Below are 21,847 nucleotides of genomic sequence, written 5' to 3'. Positions count from 1 at the left end.
TTGCCGTTGCCCGCTCGTGGTTTTCGTTGTTATTCAGGCGCGTTTGGCCTTATCCAACAGTGGGTCATGCGCCGGCTCGCTGCTGGTCAGGTCACATTCTCTCGGCAAGCGCCAGGCGATAATACCGGCGATGATCAGCGATACCGCCAACGCGCAAACCGCGACGTTTTGACCGTACAGGTAGATCATCACACCGACCAGATAAGGCCCGCAGAAACCACCCAGATTGCCCAGACCGTTAATCACACCGCGCGCGCCACCGGCCACCTCCGCCGAAGCGATACGCCCTGGCATCGACCAGAACGGGCTGGTTGCCGCCTTCAGGAAGAAGCCGCACACCACTAATGCGATATAGGCCGCCACCACGTTATGGCGCAGCACCACCGAGGCCAACAGCGCTGCGGCGAAGCAGAACAGGGAAACCATTACCCACAGGCGGCGCTTGCCGGTTTTATCGGTCAGCACCGATATCAGGTAAATCCCCAGCAGGGTGGCGACGAACGGCAAAATGGCCAGGAAACCCACTGAGGCCATAGTGCCACCGGTCAGGTTTTTCAGAATGGTCGGTAACCACAACGTATAACCATAGTCGCCGGTCTGGTAGAAGAAGTTCAGCAATACCAGTTTCATCAGCCCCTTATTGCGGAACACGTCCTTCAACGGTGCGTTACTGACCGGCTGGGTTCTGCTGCGGGCCTGACGTTCGCGCGTCAGCTCGGTGATCAGATATTCGCGCTCGCGGGCCGGCAGCCAGCGCGCCTCCTGCGGCCGATCGCTGATCAACAGCCACCAGACGGCCAGCACCACCAGTGACAGCAAACCTTCGAGGATAAACAGCCAGCGCCAGTCGAGCTGGTTGATGATGGCACCAGAAATGGGGGCGGTGAGCATGCCGCCCAGCGGGGCGAACATCATCACGAAGGCGTTGGCGCGGCCCAGTTCTTTTTCCGGGAACCAGTTGCTGATCATGGTCAGCACCACCGGCAACATACCCCCTTCGGAAATACCCAACACAAAGCGCAAGATCAGCAGTTGATAGTGATTAGTAACAAAACCGGTAGCCACCGAAACCACCGCCCAGGCACACAGTGACCAGGCAATAAAGCGCTTGCCGCTGCCGTTAACCGCAATGCGCCCGCCGGGAACCTGCAAAAACAGATAGCCGATAAAGAAGATGCCGCTGGCCAAACCGGCCATCTGGCTGGTGATGCCCAAATCACTTTCCATCCCGCCGGGCAGGGCAAAACTGATATTGACCCGGTCCATAAAGGAAATAATGCAGGCGATCAGGATCGGGGCAATAACCCGCAGCCAGCGGGTGTTGGGTATTTTATTATCCATGGCGATCTCTCTTTATAAGGCGCAGGGAGAACCTCTCAATTCAATAAAGAGGTTCTGTGGTACGGCGATAATAAATTCGAAAGAAACGGCTTAATTACTCAATGGCGTGGGGTAACGGTGCCTGGTTGAAAAAGGCTTCAACGTTGGTAAATACGATGTCGCTCATTTTTTGCCGGGTTTCCTGCGTGGCACTGGCAATATGCGGCTGCAACACGACATTATCCATGGCGATCAGCTCGGTAGGCACCTGTGGCTCGTGGGCATAAACATCCAGCCCGGCACCGGCAATGTCACCGTTTTGCAACGCGGCGATCAGGTCCTTTTCGTTGACGATGCTGCCACGGGCAATGTTGATCACCAGCGCATGCGCCGGCAACGCATCAAATACGGTTTTGTCCACCAGGCCTGCGCTGTCCTTGCCACCGGAGATGGCGATCACCAGAAAATCGCTTTCCCGCGCCAGCGCCAGCAAGTCCGGGTAATAAGCATAGGGCAGCGTGGTGTCCTGCCGATGGCTGGCATATTGGATACGCATGTTGAAACCGGCGGCGCGCTGGGCGATGGCGCGGCCGATGTTACCCATACCAAAAATCCCCAGACGTTTACCGCTGACCTGCACCGATAAGCCCGGTGCCTCCTGCAGCCAGCGGCCTTCACGGACAAAACGGTCGTTATGGCAGAGCTGACGGGCGGTGGCCAGCAGTAACCCCAGCGCCATATCTGCCACGTCTTCGGTCAATGCGCCGGAGGTGATGGTTACCGCGATGTCGCGCTGACGGGTGTAGTTCAGGTCAATGGCGTCAGTACCGACGCCGAACACTGCAATCAGCCCCAGTTGCGGTAGCTGCTCGAGCACCGGCGTGGTGACACCGATATCGCCACGGGTGACGACCGCGCGGATGGCTTCGCCGCGGGTCGCCAGAAAATTGACCGGGTCCGCCTGCTCATACAGCCGGTGCACCACAAAGGTTGCCTCAAGACGGGCAAGCAGGTTTTCCATCACGGGAGCGATTAACAGCAGTTCATTGGGCGTATGAGTCGTCATGGTTTCACCTGTTTAAAAATAGCGTTGATACGTTATGGCTATCAAAGCGGTTTTCCGCAGGCGGTTTTGCGACAGATATCACGCTGAAGGATGTTAAAAAAGGGTGTTACCCGGAATGTGATCGACGGGGAAAAAGTGGTAACAGCAATCCGTAACATGTCGGCAGTAACGCCAAAATAAGGTTATTCCCGATAGTCGCATAATGATTTTCATTAGCCGTATTTTAGCTAAGCCCGGCTAGATGTTTTTACTATAAACCCTAATTAAAAGTTATTTATTCCTGCTCTGAAAAGGATAATAGATTGGAATTAATCAAAGGGAATAAGCTGATTGAAAAATAGAGAAGACGCCGGAGGTTAATATGCCCGTAACATTAAATTACGCGACTGCACAACAGGTTAAAAACCATCCCAAGGTCAATGTTGATAGCCCGTACCCTGATCATCAAAGCACGCCAAACACCCCGATTTTCGAACGCGATCTGACGCCGGAGGCGAGCTGGCAATTAGTGAAGCTTGGAGCGGCAGTGTTGGTGGATATTCGCACCCCGGAAGAGCGCAAGACCTTCGGTTACGTTGAGCTTTCCTCGCAGGTTCCCTGGTTAACCGGGTCGAATAAAATCCGCAATCCCCGTTTTTTCATTGAGTTAAGCAAGGTTGTCGATAAACAGCAGCCGATCATTTTGCTGTGCCAAACCGGTAAACGTTCCACGGATGCCCGACTTGCCGCCCTTAAGGCCGGTTACACCCAGGTCTATGGCGTGCTGGGCGGGGTTGAGGCGGCACGCCATTTGCCGTGGTTTACCGACGATAATCGGCACCCCTGAAGCAGGTTTGCCAGCAGGAATTTCGGCCATTTGAAGCGATGTAATAAGGGAAAATATGACTAACTTGTTCCAGATAAAAGAACAGGCCCACTGGCAACTGGCCGACATTGTGAACGAACTGCGCACCACGCGGCTGCTCTGGCGTGAGCGCAGTGGCCAGTCTTCGCGCTCCGGGCACAAGGAACTGCCTTCCAGAGCGGTCGTCAACCAGATTGCCGAATCCCTGCGGGCCATACTCTTCCCGATGCGGCTGGGGCCGGACGATTTACGGCATGAAAGCGAAGATTACTATGTCGGCCATACGCTGGATGCGGTACTGAATGCCTTATTGGCTCAGGTGCGTCTGGCCCTGAGTTTCAGCCGTTCGGACGAGCAGGCCGCGACGCCCGGCGACGACGAAGCCATCAATCTGAAAGCGGTGGCGCTGGTTCGCCAGTTCGCCAGCGTGCTGCCGACAATCCGCAGTCGCCTGGATAGCGACGTTCTGGCGGCCTACCATGGCGACCCTTCGGCACGCAGCGTTGACGAGGTTTTACTGTGTTTCCCCGGCGTTAACGCCATTATCCATCATCGGTTGGCACACTATTTCTATCAGGTGGGCGTGCCGCTGTTGGCACGGATTATCGCGGAGAAGGCGCATGGTGAAACCGGTATCGATATTCATCCCGGCGCGCAAATTGACGACGGATTCTTTATTGACCACGGTACCGGCGTGGTGATTGGCGAAACCGCCGTTATCGGCAAGCGAGTGCGGCTCTATCAGGCAGTGACGCTGGGTGCCAAGCGGTTTGTGACCGAAGAGTCCGGCATCTTGCAGAAAGGGCAGCCACGCCACCCGATTATCGAGGACGACGTGGTTATCTATGCCGGGGCCACCTTGTTGGGCCGGATCACCATCGGCAAAGGTTCTTCTATTGGCGGCAATGTGTGGCTGACGCGCAGCGTAAAACCCGGCAGCAATATCCGCCAGGCCAATATCCAGAGTGACAGCCAGGAGTTTGGTTCCGGGATTTGATGCTAATGGTTCGCTATTATTAATTATTCCACAGGGGGTGACGCTATTAGCTAATAGTAGGTTTGTTGCTATTTAATGATATTAACGCGCTATTTGATTGGCAGTTCTTAATTATTTATTCGCCATTATTTATTCGCCACCTATTTTTTCAGGAGAATCACCCGATGTCACAACAAAATGAAGCCCGGCTTGCATTAGGGGATAATGCTGCGCGGCAATTGGCCAACGCAACAAAAACCGCCCCGCAATTATCTATTCTGACGCCGCGCTGGCTGGTGCATCTGCTGCAATGGACGCCGGTAGAAGCGGGTATATTCCGGCTTAACAAGGTAAAAAATCCGCTCAATGTGCAGGTTGCCTGCTCGCAGCGAGATGAAGGATTATTACCGCAAACCTATGTTGATTACGAAGAGGCGCCGCGCGAGTATTTTCTTAATGCCGTGACCACCATTCTGGATGTTCATACCCGGGTATCCGATTTATACAGCAGCCCGCACGATCAAATTCGCGAACAGCTGCGTCTGACGATTGAAACCATTAAAGAGCGCCAGGAGAATGAGCTGATCAATAACCCTGAGTACGGGTTGTTGGCCAGCGTTGATGAGTCGCAACGTATTTCTACCCTGACCGGCGCGCCGACGCCCGACGATCTGGACGAATTGATCACCAAAGTGTGGAAGGAACCGGGTTTCTTCCTGGCCCATCCTCTGGCCATTGCAGCCTTTGGCCGTGAGTGCACTCGCCGTGGCGTGCCACCGCCGACCGTCAGCCTGTTTGGTTCGCAGTTCCTCACCTGGCGCGGTCTGCCGCTGATCCCATCCGATAAGTTACCGATCGATGACGAGGGTAAAACCAAGATTATCCTGTTGCGTACCGGCGAAAAACGCCAGGGTGTGATCGGTCTGTATCAGCCGGGCGTCGCCGGTGAACAGAGTCCGGGGTTGTCGGTGCGCTTTATGGGGATTAACCGCAATGCGATCGCCTCCTACCTGATCTCACTTTATTGCTCATTGGCGGTTCTGACCGAAGATGCCGTTGCCGTTTTAGACGATGTTGATGTGAGCAAATATCATGACTATCCAGACAGTTACAAGTAGTTCATTGCCCCACCAGGCGCAGCCTCCAGCCGGTTTGCCGGACGTCAACGCCTTGGCCAATTTGGCCAATCAGATCTTCAGTGCCTTGCCTGGACGCGAGATTGGCGCGACGTTGCCGCAGGCTGCCGAGGGTGAACAAGCTGCGACGGTACTGCCACAGTCCTATGCTCCGGCGCTGGAGCCGACACTGGCCACCGAGGTGCCTGAAACGCCAACGTTGTCTGGTCGCCAGCAGGGCGTGCAGCGGCAGGCTTTTCTGGCACCGCCCACTCTGCCTCAACCGCAGGGGCCGGTGGCGAGCGCCGGCTTCTATTTTTTGAAAGAAAACCAGCGTCAGCCGTCGGAGGCGGGGTTAGACCGCCTGGCGAACCAGGCGCTCACCGGTCAGGGCTCGCTTAGCGATCAACCCTTTGCGGGGGCGATTAATGGCGGGCTGGAGGCGGTGATTGGCTCGCTGTTTCCGGCTGTCCCACTACCGGTTCATGGTGTTGCACAGGATAACGTCAGTGGAAACTACTATTTTCTGGAACAGGCGCGGCCCGGGCGCGAAGCAACGCCACAACAGCAATCGCGCAGCAGTTTTGATGTCCACGCCGTACGCCGCGATTTCCCCATCCTTGCGGAGCGGGTCAATGGCAAACCCCTGGTGTGGCTGGATAACGCGGCGACAACTCATAAGCCGCAGGTGGTGATCGATCGGCTGGCGTATTTTTATGCGCATGAGAACTCGAATATCCACCGTGCGGCGCATGAACTGGCCGCCAGGGCTACTGATGCCTATGAGGGGGCCAGAAACAGCGTAGCCCGTTTTCTCGGGGCCAAGTCGGCGGCGGAAATCATCTTTACCCGTGGCGCGACGGAGGCCATCAATCTGATTGCCAATACCTTTGGTCGTCAGCACATTGGCGAAGGCGATGAGATCGTGGTTTCCCAGTTGGAACACCACGCCAACATCGTGCCCTGGCAGCAGCTCGCCGCCAGCGTGGGCGCGAAAATTCGGGTGATCCCGGTGGACGATAGTGGGCAAATTCTGTTGGCAGAATACCGCAAACTGTTGTCATCGCGTACCCGTCTGGTTTCCATTACCCAGGTGTCCAACGCGTTGGGCACGGTGACCCCGGTGGAGGAGGTGATTGCGTTGGCGCATCAGGTCGGCGCGCGGGTGCTGGTCGATGGGGCGCAGGCGGTCTCGCACCTGAAGGTCAATGTGCAGGCGCTGGACGCGGATTTTTACGTGTTCTCAGGCCACAAGGTGTTTGGCCCAACGGGTATTGGTGCGGTGTACGGTAAGGCAGAGCTGCTGGACACTCTGCCACCGTGGCAGGGGGGCGGCAATATGATTGCCGACGTCACCTTTGAAAAAACGCTGTATCAGCCGGCTCCGGCACGGTTTGAGGCGGGAACCGGTAACATCGCCGATGCGGTGGGGCTGGGGGCGGCGCTGGACTATGTCGAACGTCTGGGGCTGGACAATATCAATCGTTACGAGCATGAGTTACTGCAGTATGCCACCGATCGGTTGGTTCGTATTCCCGGCCTGCGTCTGATTGGCACCGCAGCCAATAAGGCCAGCGTGCTGTCGTTCGTGCTGAGCGGTTATCGTACCGAGGAGGTGGGGAATGCGCTAAACCGTGAAGGCATTGCGGTGCGCTCCGGTCATCACTGTGCGCAGCCGATCCTGCGGCGCTTTGGCGTAGAGGCCACGGTGCGGCCTTCACTGGCGTTTTACAATACTTACGAAGAAGTGGATCTGCTGGCAGCGACCTTGCACAAGCTGGCCAAAGGGCGCTAACAGTTCCCCGAGGCTAATGACAAGGCTGCCTTTGATTCCGAGATACCCGGGCCTGGCGCACCGAGGGGCGCTCTCCCTAATCATGGGCTTTCTCGGCAGTCTGAGCGCTAACGGCGTCTGCTGATTTTCGACCCGGCGTGGATCCTTCTGCGCCGGTTTTTTTCTGCCTGTCGGACTTAAAAGTACGGAAATTCATAATAAATACCCACTTTTCGGTAAAGCAATTCACGCTACATACCCTTAACATCACTAAGTGTTCTAATGATTATAATTAGCAGGCTGTGAATCATTCACCGCAGTGATATTACGGAGAAATCCGTTTAGTTAAGGATATATTTCACCATGGAAATCAAAATAAACGGCCGGATGGTCGCGCTTGACGACGTCTCGCCCGAAACGCCTTTACTCTATGTGTTACGCAACGATCTTGGCCTAAACGGCCCCAAATACGGCTGTGGTTTGGGGGAGTGCGGTGCCTGTACGGTGCTGGTCGATGGCGTTGCTGCTCGTTCTTGTTCCATCCCTCTGAGCGGTGCGCTCAATAAATCCATTACCACGCTGGAAGGCATCGGTGAAGCGGGGCAATTGCATCCGGTGCAACAAGGCTTTATCGATGAGCAGGCCGCACAGTGCGGTTATTGCACCAACGGCATGATCATGACGCTGGTCGCTCTGTTTGAGCGCAATCCGCAGGCCGATGAACAACAAATCAAAAACGAACTGGCCTATAACCTGTGTCGTTGCGGCACCCATATCGAAATCCTGCGCGCCGCCGCCAAAGCCCGGCAGCTGTTGGCTGAAAGGGGGCAGGCATGAGCCGCCTGGAAATAACCCGCCGCCGCCTGTTACAGGCCGGTGGCGTGGTGATGGTCAGCAGCCTGTTGCCCGTATCACTTAATGCTTTCGCCGCCGAGCCTGCCACCCTGGGCAACCTGCCGCTGGATCGCGTGGACAGTTTTATCGGTCTGACCGCCGACGGCCGGGTCACCGCCTTTAACGGCCATGTGGATCTCGGTACTGGCATTCGCACGGCATTGGCGCAAATTGTTGCCGATGAAATCTGCGTCCCTTTTGATCAGGTGACGGTCATTCTGGGGGATACCCAGCGCACGCCGGATCAGGGGCCGACCATCGCCAGTGCCACCATTCAGGTGACTTCAATTCCGCTGCGTCAGGCGGCGGCACAGGTGCGGCAATTGCTGTTGGGGCTGGCCGCTCGCGCTTTCGCGTTGCCGGTGGACAGGCTACGTGCAGAAAATGGCCGGGTATTTGCAGCGGATAAACCCCATGTCAGCCTGAGTTATGGCGATCTGGCCAGCGGGCAAAACTTACAGGTGGCACTGGATAAAACGGTCATGTTGAAGAGCGTGACGGAGAGTCGTTACGTCGGCAAGGCGGTACCACGGGTGGATATCCCGGCCAAGGTCACCGGCCAACTGACCTATGTGCACGATCTTCGCCTGCCGGGCATGCTGCACGGCAGAGTGGTGCGGCCGCCTTATATCGGGGCTGACAGCAGTGCCCCGCTGGGCAGTGGGCTGCTGTCGGTGGACAGAGCTTCCATTGCTCATTTGCCAGGTATCGTAAAGCTGGTGGTGATTAACGATTTTATCGGCATCGTCGCCGAGCGTGAAGAGCAGGCGATCGCAGCCATGCGCCAATTGAAAACCGTGTGGCGCCCATGGTCCGGGCTACCGGATCTCTCGGCGGATGGGCTGCATGCGGCGTTGGTGGCTAACCCGAAAACCGACCGCGTACTGCGTGATGATGCGGGGGTCGATGCCGCGCTGGGGTCGTTACATACCGAGGTTAATGCCGATTACGTCTGGCCCTATCATCAGCATGCTTCCATCGGGCCTTCCTGTGCGGTGGCCGACGTCAGCAGTGAGCATGCAGAAATTTGGTCCGGGACGCAAAACCCTCACGATCTGCGTAAAGACATTGCCCATTTGCTCGACCGGCAGCCGGAGCAGGTGCACATCAACCGTATGGAGGCCTCAGGTTGCTATGGCCGCAACTGCGCCGATGACGTATCGGCAGATGCCGCACTGTTATCACAGGCGACCGGCAAACCGGTCAGGGTGCAGTTGATGCGCGAGCAAGAGTCGGGCTGGGAGCCCAAGGGCACCGGGCAGTTGATCCGGGTGCGCGGTGGGCTGGATCAGCACCGGCAGGTGGCGGCCTATGAGTTGAAAACCAGTTATCCTTCCAATAATGCCGTGACATTGTCACTGGTGTTGGCCGGCAAGGTGGCCAATCGGGCCGACGTACAGCAGATGGGCGACAGAACTGCCATTCCACAGTATGAATATCCGAACATGCGAGTAATTTGCCAGGACGCTGCGCCAATCGTTCGGGCTTCCTGGATGCGCGGGGTGTCGGCGCTGCCCAACGTGTTCGCCCATGAGTCGTGGATTGATGAACTGGCGTGGCATGCCGGGCAGGATCCGATCGCTTTCCGCCTGCAATATCTGAAAGACCCGCGTGCGGTCGCGTTGATCAATGCGCTGAAGAAACAGGCTAACTGGCAGCAGGGGCCGTCGCATCGCAACCCGGCACCGGATACGCAAGCGTGGGTCACGGGACGTGGCTTTGCCTATGCGCGTTACTTCCACAGCAAATTCCCCGGTTTCGGCGCCGCCTGGGCTGCCTGGGTGTGTGACCTTAGCGTCAATCGCCACAGCGGCCAGATCAAGCTCGATAAAATCTTTGTTGCCCATGACTGCGGACGCATCATCAACCCGGCCGGAGTGCGCCATCAGGTGCATGGCAATATTCTTCAGTCCGCCAGCCGGGTGCTGAAAGAGTTTGTCACCTTTGACGCTTCGGCGGTGACGTCGCTGGACTGGGGCGGCTACCCGATCCTGCGTTTTGACGAGTTGCCACAGGTGGATGTTCAACTGCTGGACTATCCGGATGAGCCGCCGATGGGCGCGGGAGAGTCGGCTTCGGTGCCGAGTGCGGCCGCCATCGCCAATGCGTTATTTGATGCGCTGGGGGTGCGTCTGAGGGAAGTGCCGTTTACTCCCGAACAGGTGCTGAAAGCGTTAAAACAGCAGGCTTCCGCCAACGCAGCAACCAGGGATAAGTCATTATGAGCAAATTAAAGAAAGCCGCTGGATGGGGCAGCCTGGCCGTCATCGCCGTAGCAGTCACCGGCGCTATTATCAGCTGGCAGCCGGAAATTTCGCCTCGTGATGTGAACGAGACCCAGGTTTTTAGTCAGCAACAGATTGTCCGTGGCAAAATGCTGGCCGATCTCGGCGACTGTTCGGTTTGCCATACCCGGCCGGGCGGTAAACGCAATACCGGCGGGCTGGCGATGGAGATCCCATTCGGCACCATCTACACCACCAACATCACTCCGGATAACGAAACCGGCATTGGCAAATGGTCGTATGCTGCCTTTGAACGGGCAATGCGTCATGGGGTCGATCGCCAGGGGCGCTATCTCTATCCTGCCTTCCCCTATACCGCCTTTACCCGTACCAGTGACGAAGATCTGCAGGCGTTATACGCCTATCTGATGTCGCAACCAGCGGTGAACTACCAGCCACCCGTTACCGCACTGAGTTTTCCGTTTAACATTCGCCAGGGCATAGTCACCTGGAACTGGCTATTCCTGACGCCGGGCGCGATGAAGGCAGACCCCGACCAAAGCGCCGAATGGAACCGGGGAGCCTATCTTACCGAGGGGCTGGGTCATTGCAGCGCCTGTCATTCACCCCGCAATCTGATGTTTGGCGAAAAAGGCGGCAATGCGCACTTGACCGGCGGCGTGGCGGAGGCCTGGACGGCGCCGTCGCTTACCGGCAGTTCGGTGGCACCGCTGGATTGGACCCGGCAGGATCTCCTCAGCTTTATGCGCAGCGGATACTCGGCAAATCACGGCGTAGCGGCAGGGCCGATGGCACCGGTAATCGAAGAGGGGCTTTCACGCCTGCCGGAGCAGGACCTGCAGGCCATCGCTACCTATCTTCGCAGCTACCACCCGGCGCAAGCCAAGGCTGCGGAGGCACAAAGACTGAACGACTGGGCAGAGTTAAAAACGCAGCCGTTAACCACCGAAGGGGCGCGTATTTTCTCCGGAGCCTGCATGGCTTGCCATGCTCAGGAAAAGGGGGCGCAAATGGCCGGTGTCAGGCCTTCACTGGCGCTGAATACCAATCTGTTTGCCGATACGCCAGACAATGCGATTAGGGTGGTGCTGGACGGTATCCAGCGGCCGGCCAATATCAATCTGGGATATATGCCGGCATTCCGCCATAACCTGAACGATGCGCAGATTGCGGCGTTGCTTGATTTCCTGCGGCAAAGTTACGCCGGGAAAGCGCCGTGGCCTGACCTGCAGGCGCAAGTCAGCCGCTTACGCAGTGAGACTGAAGATAGATAGGTTTGGTAAATAGATAGGTTCGTTAAATTGGCGGGGCCATTGCAGGCCCCCAATTTAGCATTTGCCCCGTAAACTCTCGCCCCCTCGGGCGGGGATATAAGGGGAGCTAATCAGGTATTTTCTGCGATGGTACATAGGTTTTCAGTGTTTCGATTGTTGCGCTGCGGTGAGATAAAAACTCGTCCAGAATGGACAACGCATTTGCTGACCCAATGGCAACGGTGAAGATAACCGGTCAACTTATAGTGATACACATTTTCTGGTCAAAGGCTTCCTAAGGTCATACAGTACAAGCTGATTATCGGTAAGGTGTCCAGTATCACCCTCAGCCGTGGCGCGACAGGAAAATATTACGCCTCAATACTCTGTGACGATGGGCTGACCGAGCCAGCCAAACCCACACTGATAACCCGCGTAACCGGTTGTGATTTGGGTTTGTCACATTACTTAATTCAATCGAACGGCAAAAAAATAGCCAACCCACGACATCTGGTACGTGCCAGCCGTAATCTGCGGCGTAAACAAAAAGCGCTGTCACGAAAGATAAAAGGCAGTGTAAACCGGGCAAAAGCGCGTTTGCAGGTAGCGAAATGCCACGAGCATGTGGCGAATGCCCGTGCTGACTTCCAGCATAAATTGTCTCGGACACTGGTTGACGAAAACCAAGCGGTCATTGTTGAGACACTGAAAGCAGCAAACATGATGAAAAATCACAAGCTGGCGCGGCACATTGCGGATGCGTCGTGGTCTGGGTTCGTGATGAAACTGGAATACAAAGCGGAGCAGTCCGGCAAACACCTGGTGAAAATTGATCAATGGTTTGCCAGCTCTAAAACCTGCCATTGCTGCGGTTATAAAATGACGGAAATGCCGCTGAATAAACGTATCTGGCCATGCCCGGCGTGTGGTGTTGAGCATGACCGCGATATTAACGCGGCCATCAACATCCAGCACAAGGGTATAACGGATTTACAGGCGGCGGGACTCGTCGTTTCTGCCCATGGAGGCCAGCGTAAATCTGTCATATCGACGGTTGCGGCCTGAGAAGTGGGAAGCCTCGCCGTTTACGGCGGGGAGCAGTCACTGAGTCACGCACAGCTCATTCCAGTAGCTGAAACGGACGCGCTGTTTCAGTCGGTTATTCCACAAATAAAGCGTCATCGTTTGTTCCTCCGCCATGTCTGTCTTAATAAATAACAGCTATTGCTGAATGGGGCGAATACCTTATTTTGCTGAGCTTTTGATATTTTTGGGATAACCGTGCCTGGGTTTATCGGTGATAAATTCGGTTTAAGGCAGGTTAACTCTCGTCCGCCAGACAGGGCTTTTTCTTCGCCCGCATCAGCCGCCAACCAAAATTCATGCCCGCCGCCGCCAGCAAGATGGCCGCAGCGCCCAACAGTTGCATCAGGCTCAGGCGGTGGCCGAACACCGCCCAGTCGACGATAATCGCCACCAACGGATAGATAAACGACAAGGCACCCACCAGGCTGGTCGGGATTTTCTGGATCGCGCTGTACAACAGCGAAGACATCAACCCGGTATGCACCAGGCCCAGGGTTGCCAGCAGCAGCCAGGCATTTGCCGTTGATGGCAGAGCGGCCAGCCCGGCGAAGGGGGCCAACAGCACCACGCCAACGGTGAGCTGAATCAACACGATCAGATGCGGTGGCACCCCTTTCAACTGTTTGACAATCGCTGCCGCGACCGCATACATAAAAGCCGCACCCAGCGCCAGCATCACACCGGTAAAGTAATGGGATCCGGAAGCAGCGCCTTCATGTTTGCCGATAATAATCAGCAACATGCCGCCAAAGGCCAGCAGCAGCCAGCCGATTTTGTTTGCGGTCAGTTTTTCACCAAAAAACAACAGCCCCAGCCCGACCAACATAAAGGGTTGCACGTGGTAAGTGACCGTTGCCACGGCAATCGAGGCGTAGGAATAGGCAGCAAATAACAGCGTCCAGTTCAACACCAGCGCGATCCCACCCAGTACCGCAATCGCGGCCTGTCGCCGGGTTAACCGGCCCTTTTTCAGCAGGCCGAGCAGGGCGCAGGCAACCAGCATCGCCAGCGCGCCAAAGGCACAACGCCAGAAGACCACCGTGGTAGCCGGTTGCCCCAGCATCACCACCGGCCAGCCTACGGTGCCGGAAATCATCATGGCGAGCGTCATCTGCCATACGCCGCTGGTTTTCACCTTCATTCACCTTCTCCCCGTTTGCGCTCAGTGCTTGCCGACATCGGCAGTTACCATTAAAATGAACAACTGAACATTATGATGAACAGCTCGCAACCGTTCGTCAAGTCGAACAAATGGATGATATGGTGAACAATGAGCGCTAATACCGACAGTAACCTCACTCCTATTGGCCTGCTTTCTAGCGCTATTCGCCGCGAACGCGAGCGGCTGGGGCTGTCGGTTACCGAGTTGGCCCGGCGGGCGGGTATAGCAAAATCGACGCTTTCACAGCTGGAAACCGGCAACGGCAATCCCAGTCTGGAAACGCTGTGGGCATTGGCGATGGCGCTGGATGTGCCGGTCAGCCGGTTAATCTCCCAGCCGCGTCAGCACGTTCAGGTGATCCGCGCTAATGAAGGGGTGACCACCGTTTCCGAACAGGCCAATTACGCCGCGACCTTGTTGGCAACCTGTCCGCCAGGCGCGCAGCGCGATATTTACCGCCTGAGCGTGCAACCGGGCGAGGCACGCATTTCGCGCCCGCATATGCCGGGTACCATTGAGCACGTGATTATCAGTAGTGGCAGGGCGCTAGTCGGGCCGAAGGACCAGGCGGTGGAGTTGAGTCCGGGGGATTACATCAGCTACTCCGCCGATCGGGAGCACATTTTCGAAGCCCTGGCAGCGGATACCACGGCGGTGATGCTGATAGAGCAAGGCTAGTCCCATTGGGTCACTCAGGCAGGGGGGCTGTGTAAAAGGTCATCTTCTGATAATGGTCGTTGAGTAGATTGACCTCCGCCGTCACGTTGAACCCCAGCGTTTGATACATTCTGCCCAAATAGGGTTTATTCTTGTCGGCCAGCAAACCGACCTTTTGGAAACCCTGTTTTTTGGCCTCAAGCGTCACCTGATTAACCAAACGTTTGGCTATGCCCTTACCCCGGCATTCCGGTAACACCGCCAGAGAATCAATATAGATTTCATCCGGTTCAGACTCATTTTCCATATCGGGCAGATGTTCGGTGATGGACTGAAAACCGGATTCATCTTCACCGCGAAAGTAAAGGATACAACCCAGGATCCCGCTGTGGCTTCTGGCGACAAAGATGTTTCTGTAACTGAAGTAGATATCATCACGACTGAAATTTATTTCGTACTGGTGGAGGGCATCGTTAATATCATCCTTACCGGAAAGAGCCAATACGGCATCTTTATCTGCCAGGGAGATGAGCCTTACAATTTCTGCCGCATCGGTTTTTTTCGCTTTTTCGATAATGATATTTTCCATAAATTGCCTTCCTTTTAAAACGTGGCCTTTGTACTTTGAAACTTGCTGCCCCGAATGATACCTCGGATCCTGTCAGGCGAATCGGTATTTTATTGAAAACGCTTCTCATTTATACTATTGTGCCGCGCCTGATTAAGGCCACCGTCATGGTTTAACAACCTTCAAGGACTGAAGATGAAAATTGTTGTTCCCTCGATACTTTTGCTTGCCGGTCTGACTGCGGCGCAACCGGCAACGCTGCTGGCTGCAGAGGCCCCGACGGCTACCGCACAGGAAAACGCTGCCCGTAATGATTTTAGCTTTGTGCGTTACCGCGCCGATTATCAAGTGCGAGCCAATGCCAGCAATGTGAAAACCGAGAGCTACGAAGTCCTGCTCAAAACCAAAGCCGCGGTCGAAAAATTCAGCCAAATCCGCCTGAGTTACAGCGAGAAAATGGAAACGCTGGAGGTGCTCTCCGCTTATACGTTGACCGCCGATGGCCAGCGCCATGATGTGGCGCCCGATCGTATCTATACCCAGGAAAGTTATTCCAGCGCCTCGGCGCCCTTGTATGCCGATCGCAAGGTGCGGGTTATCGTCTTCTCCAACCTGGCACCGGGTTCGCGCGTGGTGTATGAACTGCGTCGCACGCAAAACACGCCGTATTTCCCTGATTACTTTGGCCTGTGGGAAACCTTCAGCGTATTCGATCAATTTGATGACGCGGAAGTTAACCTGCTCGCGCCGGCAGATTTGCCGATGCATGTGTTTACCCGTGGCGTGGAAGGTGGCAATGCGCCGCAGGTGCGCGATGGCCAGGCACACTGGCGCTGGCGTTATCAGCGCAGCGATCCGCTAAAGGCCCAGAACTGGTCGGCGAACAGCTGGACGTTCAGCCCAACCATCATGGCCAGCACCTACCGCGAATGGCCGCAGTTGGCCAAAGCCTACCAGTTGAAAGCCAGCCAGGCGGCGAAAGTCACCCCGGCAGTGCAAGCCCTGGCGGACAAAATTACCAGCGGTATCAGCGATCGTCGTGAACAGACGGCGGCGATCTACCGCTGGGTGGCACAGAATATTCGCTACGTTGCCGTGTATTTGGGCAACGGTGGGCTGGAGCCCAATTCGGCGCAGAGTATCCTCGATAACCATTACGGGGACTGCAAGGATCACGTGGTGCTGCTGGAGGCGTTGTTGGCCGCCAAGGGCATCGTCAGTTCGCCGGTGCTGATCGGCATGGATGAAGGGCCAACTTTACCAACGGTGCCGCTGTTGGGGCGCTTCAACCACGCGATTACCTACGTGCCGGAATTCAATCTGTATCTGGATTCCACCAATCCCTGGGCTCGTTTTGGTCAACTGCCGGGGGCCGATCTCGGGGCACCGGTATTGATCACGCGCGAAGCGAAATTGGCACGCACCCCAGACAATGATGAACTGTGTAATAACACGTCACTCAGCGTGGACTTTGTCTTCGATAAAGCGGGCAATATGCGTGGGCAGACGGAGCGCAAACTGGGTGAGGTGGATGAGATTGACCTGAGGGGCTATTTTTCCCAACTTAACCAGCAAAACCAGGCACGGGTGGAAGAAACCATTATGGCGTCTTCCGGTATTGATGGCCGTGGGGAAATTGCACTGCATGGCGATCCACTCGATCTCAAAAAGCAGTTTGGTTACAGCTATCGTTTCAAGGCCGAGGACTATGTCGATTTTGGCGTGGTAGGCGGGATGACGGTGCCAACGCCGCCCGGTGGAAAATCTTTCCGTACGCTTTACTCGACGACGTCGGCACCGACCAACGAAACGCCGTTCTATTGCACCGCACAACGCTATGATGAGACCTATCGTCTGAGTTTGCCCACCGGCGTGCCGATCATTGCGGTTCCAAAGAACCAGCAGTTCAATAATGCCGCCGGTGAATACCGGGTGACATGGCAGCTGGAGGGACGGCAGGTGGTGGTTAACCATCGGTTGCAGATGAATGCCGTTCGCGGCAAGGATGCCCTCTGTCAGCCGCAGGATTACCCGGCATTCCGCGAACTGTTCCAGCAGGTACGTCGCGGTTTCCGTGGGCAGGTGGTTTATGGTGAATTGACTCAAGGGGCCGTTAAAGCGGCTACGGCTGCGAGGTAATAAAGCCAACCGGGCGGGCTTACTGTGAAGCCGCCCGGTTTTTATCGTTACTTTTTCACCACCAATCCCACGCCGCGGCCACGAGGGTCGGACGCCGTCTCTGGCGTATCGCCGTTGACGCGGATCGCCTGAATATCCCCCATATACCAGCCCTGATCTTCCAGCTTATAGCCCATGGCTTTCAGTTGTTCCGCTACTTTGCCGGTCAGTGGGGCAAAGCTGTCGAAGAAGATGGTGTCTTTAGGGAGAAGTTGGTGATGAACGCGTTGGGCGGCCACGGCTTTGTCCAATGGCAGTTGGTAATCATAGATGTTGTTGATCACCTGGAAAATCGAGGTGAAAATGCGCGAGCCGCCGGGGGTACCAATCACCAGGCTGACGTTACCGTCACGGGTGATAATGGTCGGGCTCATGGATGAAAGCATGCGTTTACCCGGTTCAATGGCATTGGCATTGCTACCGACCACGCCAAAAGCGTTGGCTACGCCCGGTTTGGCGCTGAAGTCATCCATCTCGTCATTCAGCAGGAAGCCGGCCCCTTTCACCACCACGCCGCTGCCAAAGTCCCAGTTCAGCGTATAGGTGTTGCTGACCGCATTGCCCTGGGCGTCAACAATCGAGAAATGGGTAGTCTGGTGCGGTTCTAAGCCAGGACGTACTTTTTCGGTTGGCGAAATGGCGGTGGGGTTGATCTCCGCTGCGCGTTTTTGCAGGTAGTCCGGCGCGACCAGTTGAGCCACAGGGACCTTGGCAAAGTCCGGGTCGCCGAGGTAATCGGCGCGATCGGCAAACACGCGTTTCTCTATTTCCGACAGCAGGTGAATATAACGTGCGGAGTTAAGTTCTACGCCTTTGAAGTCGGCGGCACGATCTTCTTTGATCCCCAGCAACTGCGCCAGCGCAATGCCGCCAGAACTGGGCAGCGGGGCGGTGTAAAGGGTATTGCCGCGCCAGGAGATTTGCATCGGTTCACGCCATTTAACCCGGTAGTCAGTCAGATCGGCCTGGGTAATCAGGCCGCCATCGTGCTGCATCTGGGCCACCAGCAGTTTGGCCGTTTCCCCCTGATAGAAGTCTTCGGCGCCTTTATTGGCGATGCGCTCCAGCGTTTTGGCCAGCTCCGGTTGTTTAAACACCGCGCCGGGTTTCATACTGCCAAAGTAATCGCCAAAGTTGGTTTTTCCGGCGAACAGCTTGTTGGCGTCTTCACGGTACTGATATTGCTGATCGGCGACCTTAAAACCTTGCTGCGCGTAGCCGATGGCCGGGGTCAACAGCTCCGCCCAGGGTAATTTACCAAAGCGTTTATGTGCCTCCCACAGCCCCAGCACCGTGCCGGGCACTCCGGCGGCCTTGGTCCCCACCAAACTGAGGTTTTCAATCACTTCACCTTTTTCGTTCAGGTACATGGTTTTGGTAGCGGCTTTGGGGGCGATTTCACGGTAGTCGAGGAAATAGGGTTTGCCGTCGACGTACAGCGTCATAAAGCCGCCGCCGCCAATGTTACCGGCTTCCGGGTAGGTCACGGCCAGGGTAAAAGCGGTGGCGACTGCCGCATCGACCGCGTTACCCCCGGCCTGCAAAATTTGTGCGGCCACTTTGGCACCGTATTGATCCGGTGCCGCTACGGCGCCGGCATTCAGATTTGCGGCCAACACCGAGGGGCTAAGAGTGGCGAGTGCCACGCTGAGTGCTAAGGTTTTCAATAAGCCAGAATGCATAGCGGTTCCTTTTCGAATTGAACGATGGCAGGTGACTTCAATCTCAACAATTACTTAGCGCCATTCTGTGCAGGTTTTCGGGCGCCTGATTGAAGGTAGCATCGCTCAATCCGTCATGCTTTATCCGCTGCATGGATCCGTGAACTGGAACATTAAACGGTGGACGGCAACTGTGTTAGCAACCACTCACAAAACTGCCGGGTATGCGGACTCTGTTCGCTGTCGCGGTGGACAAGCCAGGCCCAGTGGGGTCCGCGTACGCTTTGTTCCGTCAGGGGTTGCAACACGCCTTTTGCCTGCGCCTGTCGGGCCAGCAATTGGCTGACCAGCGCGATCCCCAGGCCATCGCAGGCGGCATCCAGTAATAGGCCAGGATCTGAAAAATTCAGCCCGTGACTGCTTTGCCCGACATTGACGCCGCCCTGAACGGCCCAATGGCTCCAGTCCATCTCACGTTCGCCGTGCAGAGTGGTTCGTTGCTCAGCCTCCAGTTTCAGTACGTCAGGATGACCAGCCGGATAGAGTCGGTCCTGATGTAATACCCGGAGGCTGCATTCGGCTTGTGCGCTGAGATCGTCACGGATAGCCAGATCGACGGTTTCCGTCGCCATATCCGGTGGGGCGATGGTGGTGAACAGCCAAAGGTCGATATCCGGGTGCTGCCGATGAAAACTCTTCAGGTTCGGCACCAGCCAGTGGCGGGCAAACGCCGGAGTGGTATTGACGATCAGTTGGTTGGGTTTGCGGTATTGATCCAGACGGCGGATGCCGACTGCCAGTTGTTGCAGCATCACCTGGGCGGTGCTGTAGAGATCGTGCCCGGCGTCGGTCAGGCTGACGCTGCGACCGCTGCGGAAAAACAACGGTTGTTCCAGATAGGCTTCCAGGCTGCGTATTTGCTGACTGATCGCCGACTGGGTGAGGTGCAACTCATCGGCGGCCTGGTGGAAACTGCCCAGGCGGGCAGCGGCTTCAAAACCACGTAACGCGTTCATCGGGGGCCAGTGCTTTAGCATTATTGATAAGCCTATCTAATCAGGTGTCTGCTAAATGTATCCTTTGTTATGGCAGCGTTGGAAGCTTTAACATGTATTACATCGAAATCACGCCGTCTTTCACTGAATAGAATATCTTATTTAAATGACGGCAATACAGGAGCTAAGCATGTCAACGCGTCGTGAATTTATTAAGCAGGCATCCCTGATTGCCGGCATGAGCCTGACGGCATCCATGGGGCTGACGTTATCCGCCCATGCCGCGCCAGCCGTGCGAGGAGAAGGCTGGCGTATGCCGGATGAAGGCGAAGAGCAGCAACGCGCTTTTATCGCCTTCGGTGCGCAACGGGCTATTTGGGCTGATTACACTGCGGGTGTGCAGGATGCTTTGGGGCGCATCGCTCGGGCGATCGCTCAATATCAACCGCTAACCGTATTTTGCCGTGAGAGTGAACGTCGTCTGGCGGAAGAAAAATGCGGCAGCCACAATGTGACCTTTATTGTCACCGAGCTTGATGATATCTGGATGCGTGACATTGGCGCCAATTTTGTCGTTAATCAGGCGGGCAAACTGGGGGCGGTGGACTTTAACTTTAACGGCTGGGGCAACAAACAGCAGCACCGCTACGATGCGCGTTTGGCGGCGTTTGAAGCCAGCCATTACGGTGTGGCCAACATATGGCGCAGCGGACTGGTGGGGGAAGGCGGCGGCATCGAAGTGGATGGCCACGGCACCGGTATCATGACCGAGAGCAGTTGGGTCAACAAGAACCGTAACCCAGGCTGGAGTCGTGATCGGGTGGAGCAAGAGTTGAAAGAGATGCTCGGGCTGCGCAAAATCATCTGGCTGCCGGGGATTAAAGGCAAAGACATCACCGACGCCCACGTCGATTTCTACGCCCGTTTTGCCAGTCCGGGAGTCGTGGTGGCCAATCTGGATACCGATCCCGACTCTTACGACCATAAAGTGACCCAGGCGCATTTGGCGATCCTCAAACAGGCGACCGATGCCGATGGCCGCAAGTTGCAGATACATACCATGTCGCCGCCGATGGAACCGCGCCGTAGCCGTTTCAGCAAGGGTAATCCGGACTTTGCGGCGGGATATATCAATTACTTTGTGATCAACGGCGCGGTTATCGCTCCCGAATTTGGCGATCCGGATGCGGATGGTGAGGCGTTGCGGCTCTTAACCGGGCTTTATCCGGATCGTGAAGTCGTGCAGTTGAATATTGACGCCATTGCCGCAGGCGGCGGGGGCATTCACTGCGTGACCCATCAACTGCCGGCGGTTTAAGTCGGGTAACAGTGCAGGGCCGGTTTGGCCCTGCAATCACACTTGAGGCCCCAGACCGTGGGTCAACAGCGTTATGGCGTGGCGGGCGATAACATCGGCGCTCAGTGGGTTGCTGTCATCACGGTGCCATTTGGGTGCGGTGGCCAACGGCAACAATGTCATGCCAAACAGGGTGATAAACAGCAAAGAGGGTTCCAGTCCGGCATGCAGTTTACCTTCCGCCTGCCAACGGATGATCGATTGCAGCGCACTTTTGCGCTGGGTGTCGCCAAAACGCTCGTTCATGCGCTGCTTCAATACGCCGTTATCACTCATCACCTCACGCAGCCACAGCGGGGGAAACCACGGGTGCTCACTGGAAATATCAATAAACCGCTGCGCCAATTGGGTAAATGCGGCCACCGGATCGTCGGTATTGGCGTCAAAAACGCTGCTGGCAGCGAGCCTCACCGGCATAAAACGTTCGTCGATCAACACATCCAGCAGCTGTTCACGGTTGTGAAAGTAGTAGTGCAGCATGGCTGGCGTCACGCCGGCCTCACGGGCGATGGCGTTGAGTGAAGTTTCGGCAATGCCCTGACGGGCAAACATATTTAGCGCCGTGTCGAGTAAATGTTCACGTTTTTCTGCGCCATTGGCGCTGCCGCTGGGGCGACCGGGGCGGCGTGGTTTTTGAACGTTTTGTGCTGTCATCGCGGTGAGATCCATTGACCGGAGAAAAGAATAACCCATAT

17 protein-coding genes and 1 pseudogene are annotated in these 21,847 nt (G+C 56.1%); 11 read left to right on the top strand and 7 right to left on the bottom strand.

The genetic code is table 11. The annotated features are described in order from the left end of the window. Positions 1 to 33 precede the first annotated feature (33 nt). Positions 34 to 1,341, bottom strand: coding sequence for an MFS transporter (locus ACSOSI_RS13345; protein ID WP_476705597.1), 1,308 nt, complete (start codon positions 1,339 to 1,341; stop codon positions 34 to 36). 94 nt (positions 1,342 to 1,435) lie between these two features. Next, on the bottom strand, positions 1,436 to 2,386 hold the full coding sequence (locus ACSOSI_RS13340) for a 2-hydroxyacid dehydrogenase (RefSeq protein ID WP_476705596.1): 951 nt from the start codon (positions 2,384 to 2,386) through the stop codon (positions 1,436 to 1,438). Positions 2,387 to 2,747: 361 nt separating this feature from the next. On the opposite strand from ACSOSI_RS13340, the gene ACSOSI_RS13335 reads away from it, so the two are divergent. From ACSOSI_RS13335 to ACSOSI_RS13300, 8 genes and pseudogenes are all read left to right on the top strand, one after another. Then, positions 2,748 to 3,212, top strand: a complete 465-nt coding sequence (locus tag ACSOSI_RS13335) for a rhodanese-like domain-containing protein (RefSeq protein WP_261140824.1) — start codon at positions 2,748 to 2,750, stop codon at positions 3,210 to 3,212. A 55-nt stretch (positions 3,213 to 3,267) separates the two neighbouring features. Next, complete coding sequence (gene epsC, locus ACSOSI_RS13330) at positions 3,268 to 4,227, top strand: serine O-acetyltransferase EpsC (RefSeq protein ID WP_017892896.1); 960 nt, start codon at positions 3,268 to 3,270, stop codon at positions 4,225 to 4,227. A 164-nt stretch (positions 4,228 to 4,391) separates the two neighbouring features. Continuing rightward, positions 4,392 to 5,324 carry a family 2A encapsulin nanocompartment shell protein gene (locus tag ACSOSI_RS13325; protein WP_012145222.1) on the top strand — a complete coding sequence of 311 codons (933 nt, stop codon included), beginning with the start codon at positions 4,392 to 4,394 and terminating at the stop codon, positions 5,322 to 5,324. After that, the gene (locus ACSOSI_RS13320; protein ID WP_476705595.1) at positions 5,299 to 7,116 is read left to right on the top strand and encodes a family 2A encapsulin nanocompartment cargo protein cysteine desulfurase; all 1,818 of its coding nucleotides are present in this window, start codon (positions 5,299 to 5,301) and stop codon (positions 7,114 to 7,116) included. The genes ACSOSI_RS13325 and ACSOSI_RS13320 overlap by 26 nt, the downstream gene beginning before the upstream one ends. Positions 7,117 to 7,458: 342 nt before the next feature. Further along, positions 7,459 to 7,932: a (2Fe-2S)-binding protein gene (locus ACSOSI_RS13315; protein ID WP_476705594.1), complete on the top strand. Its 474-nt coding sequence runs from the start codon at positions 7,459 to 7,461 to the stop codon at positions 7,930 to 7,932. Further along, the gene (locus tag ACSOSI_RS13310) at positions 7,929 to 10,214 is read left to right on the top strand and encodes a xanthine dehydrogenase family protein molybdopterin-binding subunit (protein ID WP_261408958.1); all 2,286 of its coding nucleotides are present in this window, start codon (positions 7,929 to 7,931) and stop codon (positions 10,212 to 10,214) included. The genes ACSOSI_RS13315 and ACSOSI_RS13310 overlap by 4 nt, the downstream gene beginning before the upstream one ends. Further along, on the top strand, positions 10,211 to 11,509 hold the full coding sequence (locus tag ACSOSI_RS13305) for a c-type cytochrome (RefSeq protein ID WP_476705593.1): 1,299 nt from the start codon (positions 10,211 to 10,213) through the stop codon (positions 11,507 to 11,509). Before ACSOSI_RS13310 ends, ACSOSI_RS13305 begins: the two co-directional genes overlap by 4 nt. 303 nt (positions 11,510 to 11,812) lie before the next feature. Then, positions 11,813 to 12,553: pseudogene (locus ACSOSI_RS13300) on the top strand (RNA-guided endonuclease TnpB family protein); the annotation flags it as partial. Between the two features lie 256 nt (positions 12,554 to 12,809). Here ACSOSI_RS13300 and ACSOSI_RS13295 read toward each other — a convergent pair. Further along, entirely contained in the window at positions 12,810 to 13,715 is a 906-nt protein-coding gene (locus ACSOSI_RS13295) for a DMT family transporter (protein ID WP_476705592.1), read from the bottom strand. A gap of 129 nt (positions 13,716 to 13,844) precedes the next feature. Here ACSOSI_RS13295 and ACSOSI_RS13290 point away from each other — a divergent pair, with 129 nt between their 5' ends. Further along, positions 13,845 to 14,414, top strand: a complete 570-nt coding sequence (locus tag ACSOSI_RS13290; protein ID WP_017892889.1) for a helix-turn-helix domain-containing protein — start codon at positions 13,845 to 13,847, stop codon at positions 14,412 to 14,414. 10 nt (positions 14,415 to 14,424) lie between these two features. Here the strand turns inward: ACSOSI_RS13290 and ACSOSI_RS13285 are convergent, their stop codons facing one another. Next, positions 14,425 to 14,982 carry a GNAT family N-acetyltransferase gene (locus ACSOSI_RS13285; RefSeq protein WP_476705591.1) on the bottom strand — a complete coding sequence of 186 codons (558 nt, stop codon included), beginning with the start codon at positions 14,980 to 14,982 and terminating at the stop codon, positions 14,425 to 14,427. Positions 14,983 to 15,156: 174 nt separating this feature from the next. Between ACSOSI_RS13285 and ACSOSI_RS13280 the strand changes: the two genes are divergently transcribed. Next, positions 15,157 to 17,100, top strand: coding sequence for a DUF3857 domain-containing protein (locus ACSOSI_RS13280; protein ID WP_476705590.1), 1,944 nt, complete (start codon positions 15,157 to 15,159; stop codon positions 17,098 to 17,100). Between the two features lie 47 nt (positions 17,101 to 17,147). Here ACSOSI_RS13280 and ggt read toward each other — a convergent pair whose 3' ends face one another. Together ggt and ACSOSI_RS13270 are read right to left on the bottom strand one after the other, a co-directional pair. Then, positions 17,148 to 18,821, bottom strand: a complete 1,674-nt coding sequence (ggt, locus tag ACSOSI_RS13275) for a gamma-glutamyltransferase (protein WP_476705589.1) — start codon at positions 18,819 to 18,821, stop codon at positions 17,148 to 17,150. Between the two features lie 152 nt (positions 18,822 to 18,973). Beyond that, positions 18,974 to 19,837, bottom strand: a complete 864-nt coding sequence (locus ACSOSI_RS13270) for a LysR family transcriptional regulator (RefSeq protein WP_476705588.1) — start codon at positions 19,835 to 19,837, stop codon at positions 18,974 to 18,976. Positions 19,838 to 19,985: 148 nt separating this feature from the next. Between ACSOSI_RS13270 and ACSOSI_RS13265 the strand changes: the two genes are divergently transcribed. Then, on the top strand, positions 19,986 to 21,113 hold the full coding sequence (locus ACSOSI_RS13265) for an agmatine deiminase family protein (protein ID WP_476705587.1): 1,128 nt from the start codon (positions 19,986 to 19,988) through the stop codon (positions 21,111 to 21,113). A 36-nt stretch (positions 21,114 to 21,149) separates the two neighbouring features. Here ACSOSI_RS13265 and ACSOSI_RS13260 read toward each other — a convergent pair whose 3' ends face one another. Next, positions 21,150 to 21,845: a TetR/AcrR family transcriptional regulator gene (locus ACSOSI_RS13260; RefSeq protein ID WP_476705586.1), complete on the bottom strand. Its 696-nt coding sequence runs from the start codon at positions 21,843 to 21,845 to the stop codon at positions 21,150 to 21,152. Positions 21,846 to 21,847: the final 2 nt, after the last annotated feature.

The sequence above is a fragment of the Serratia sp. AR11 genome (assembly GCF_056376275.1).
Note: the sequence above shows the minus strand (reverse complement) of the source record. Positions and strands in the feature narration are given on the sequence as shown.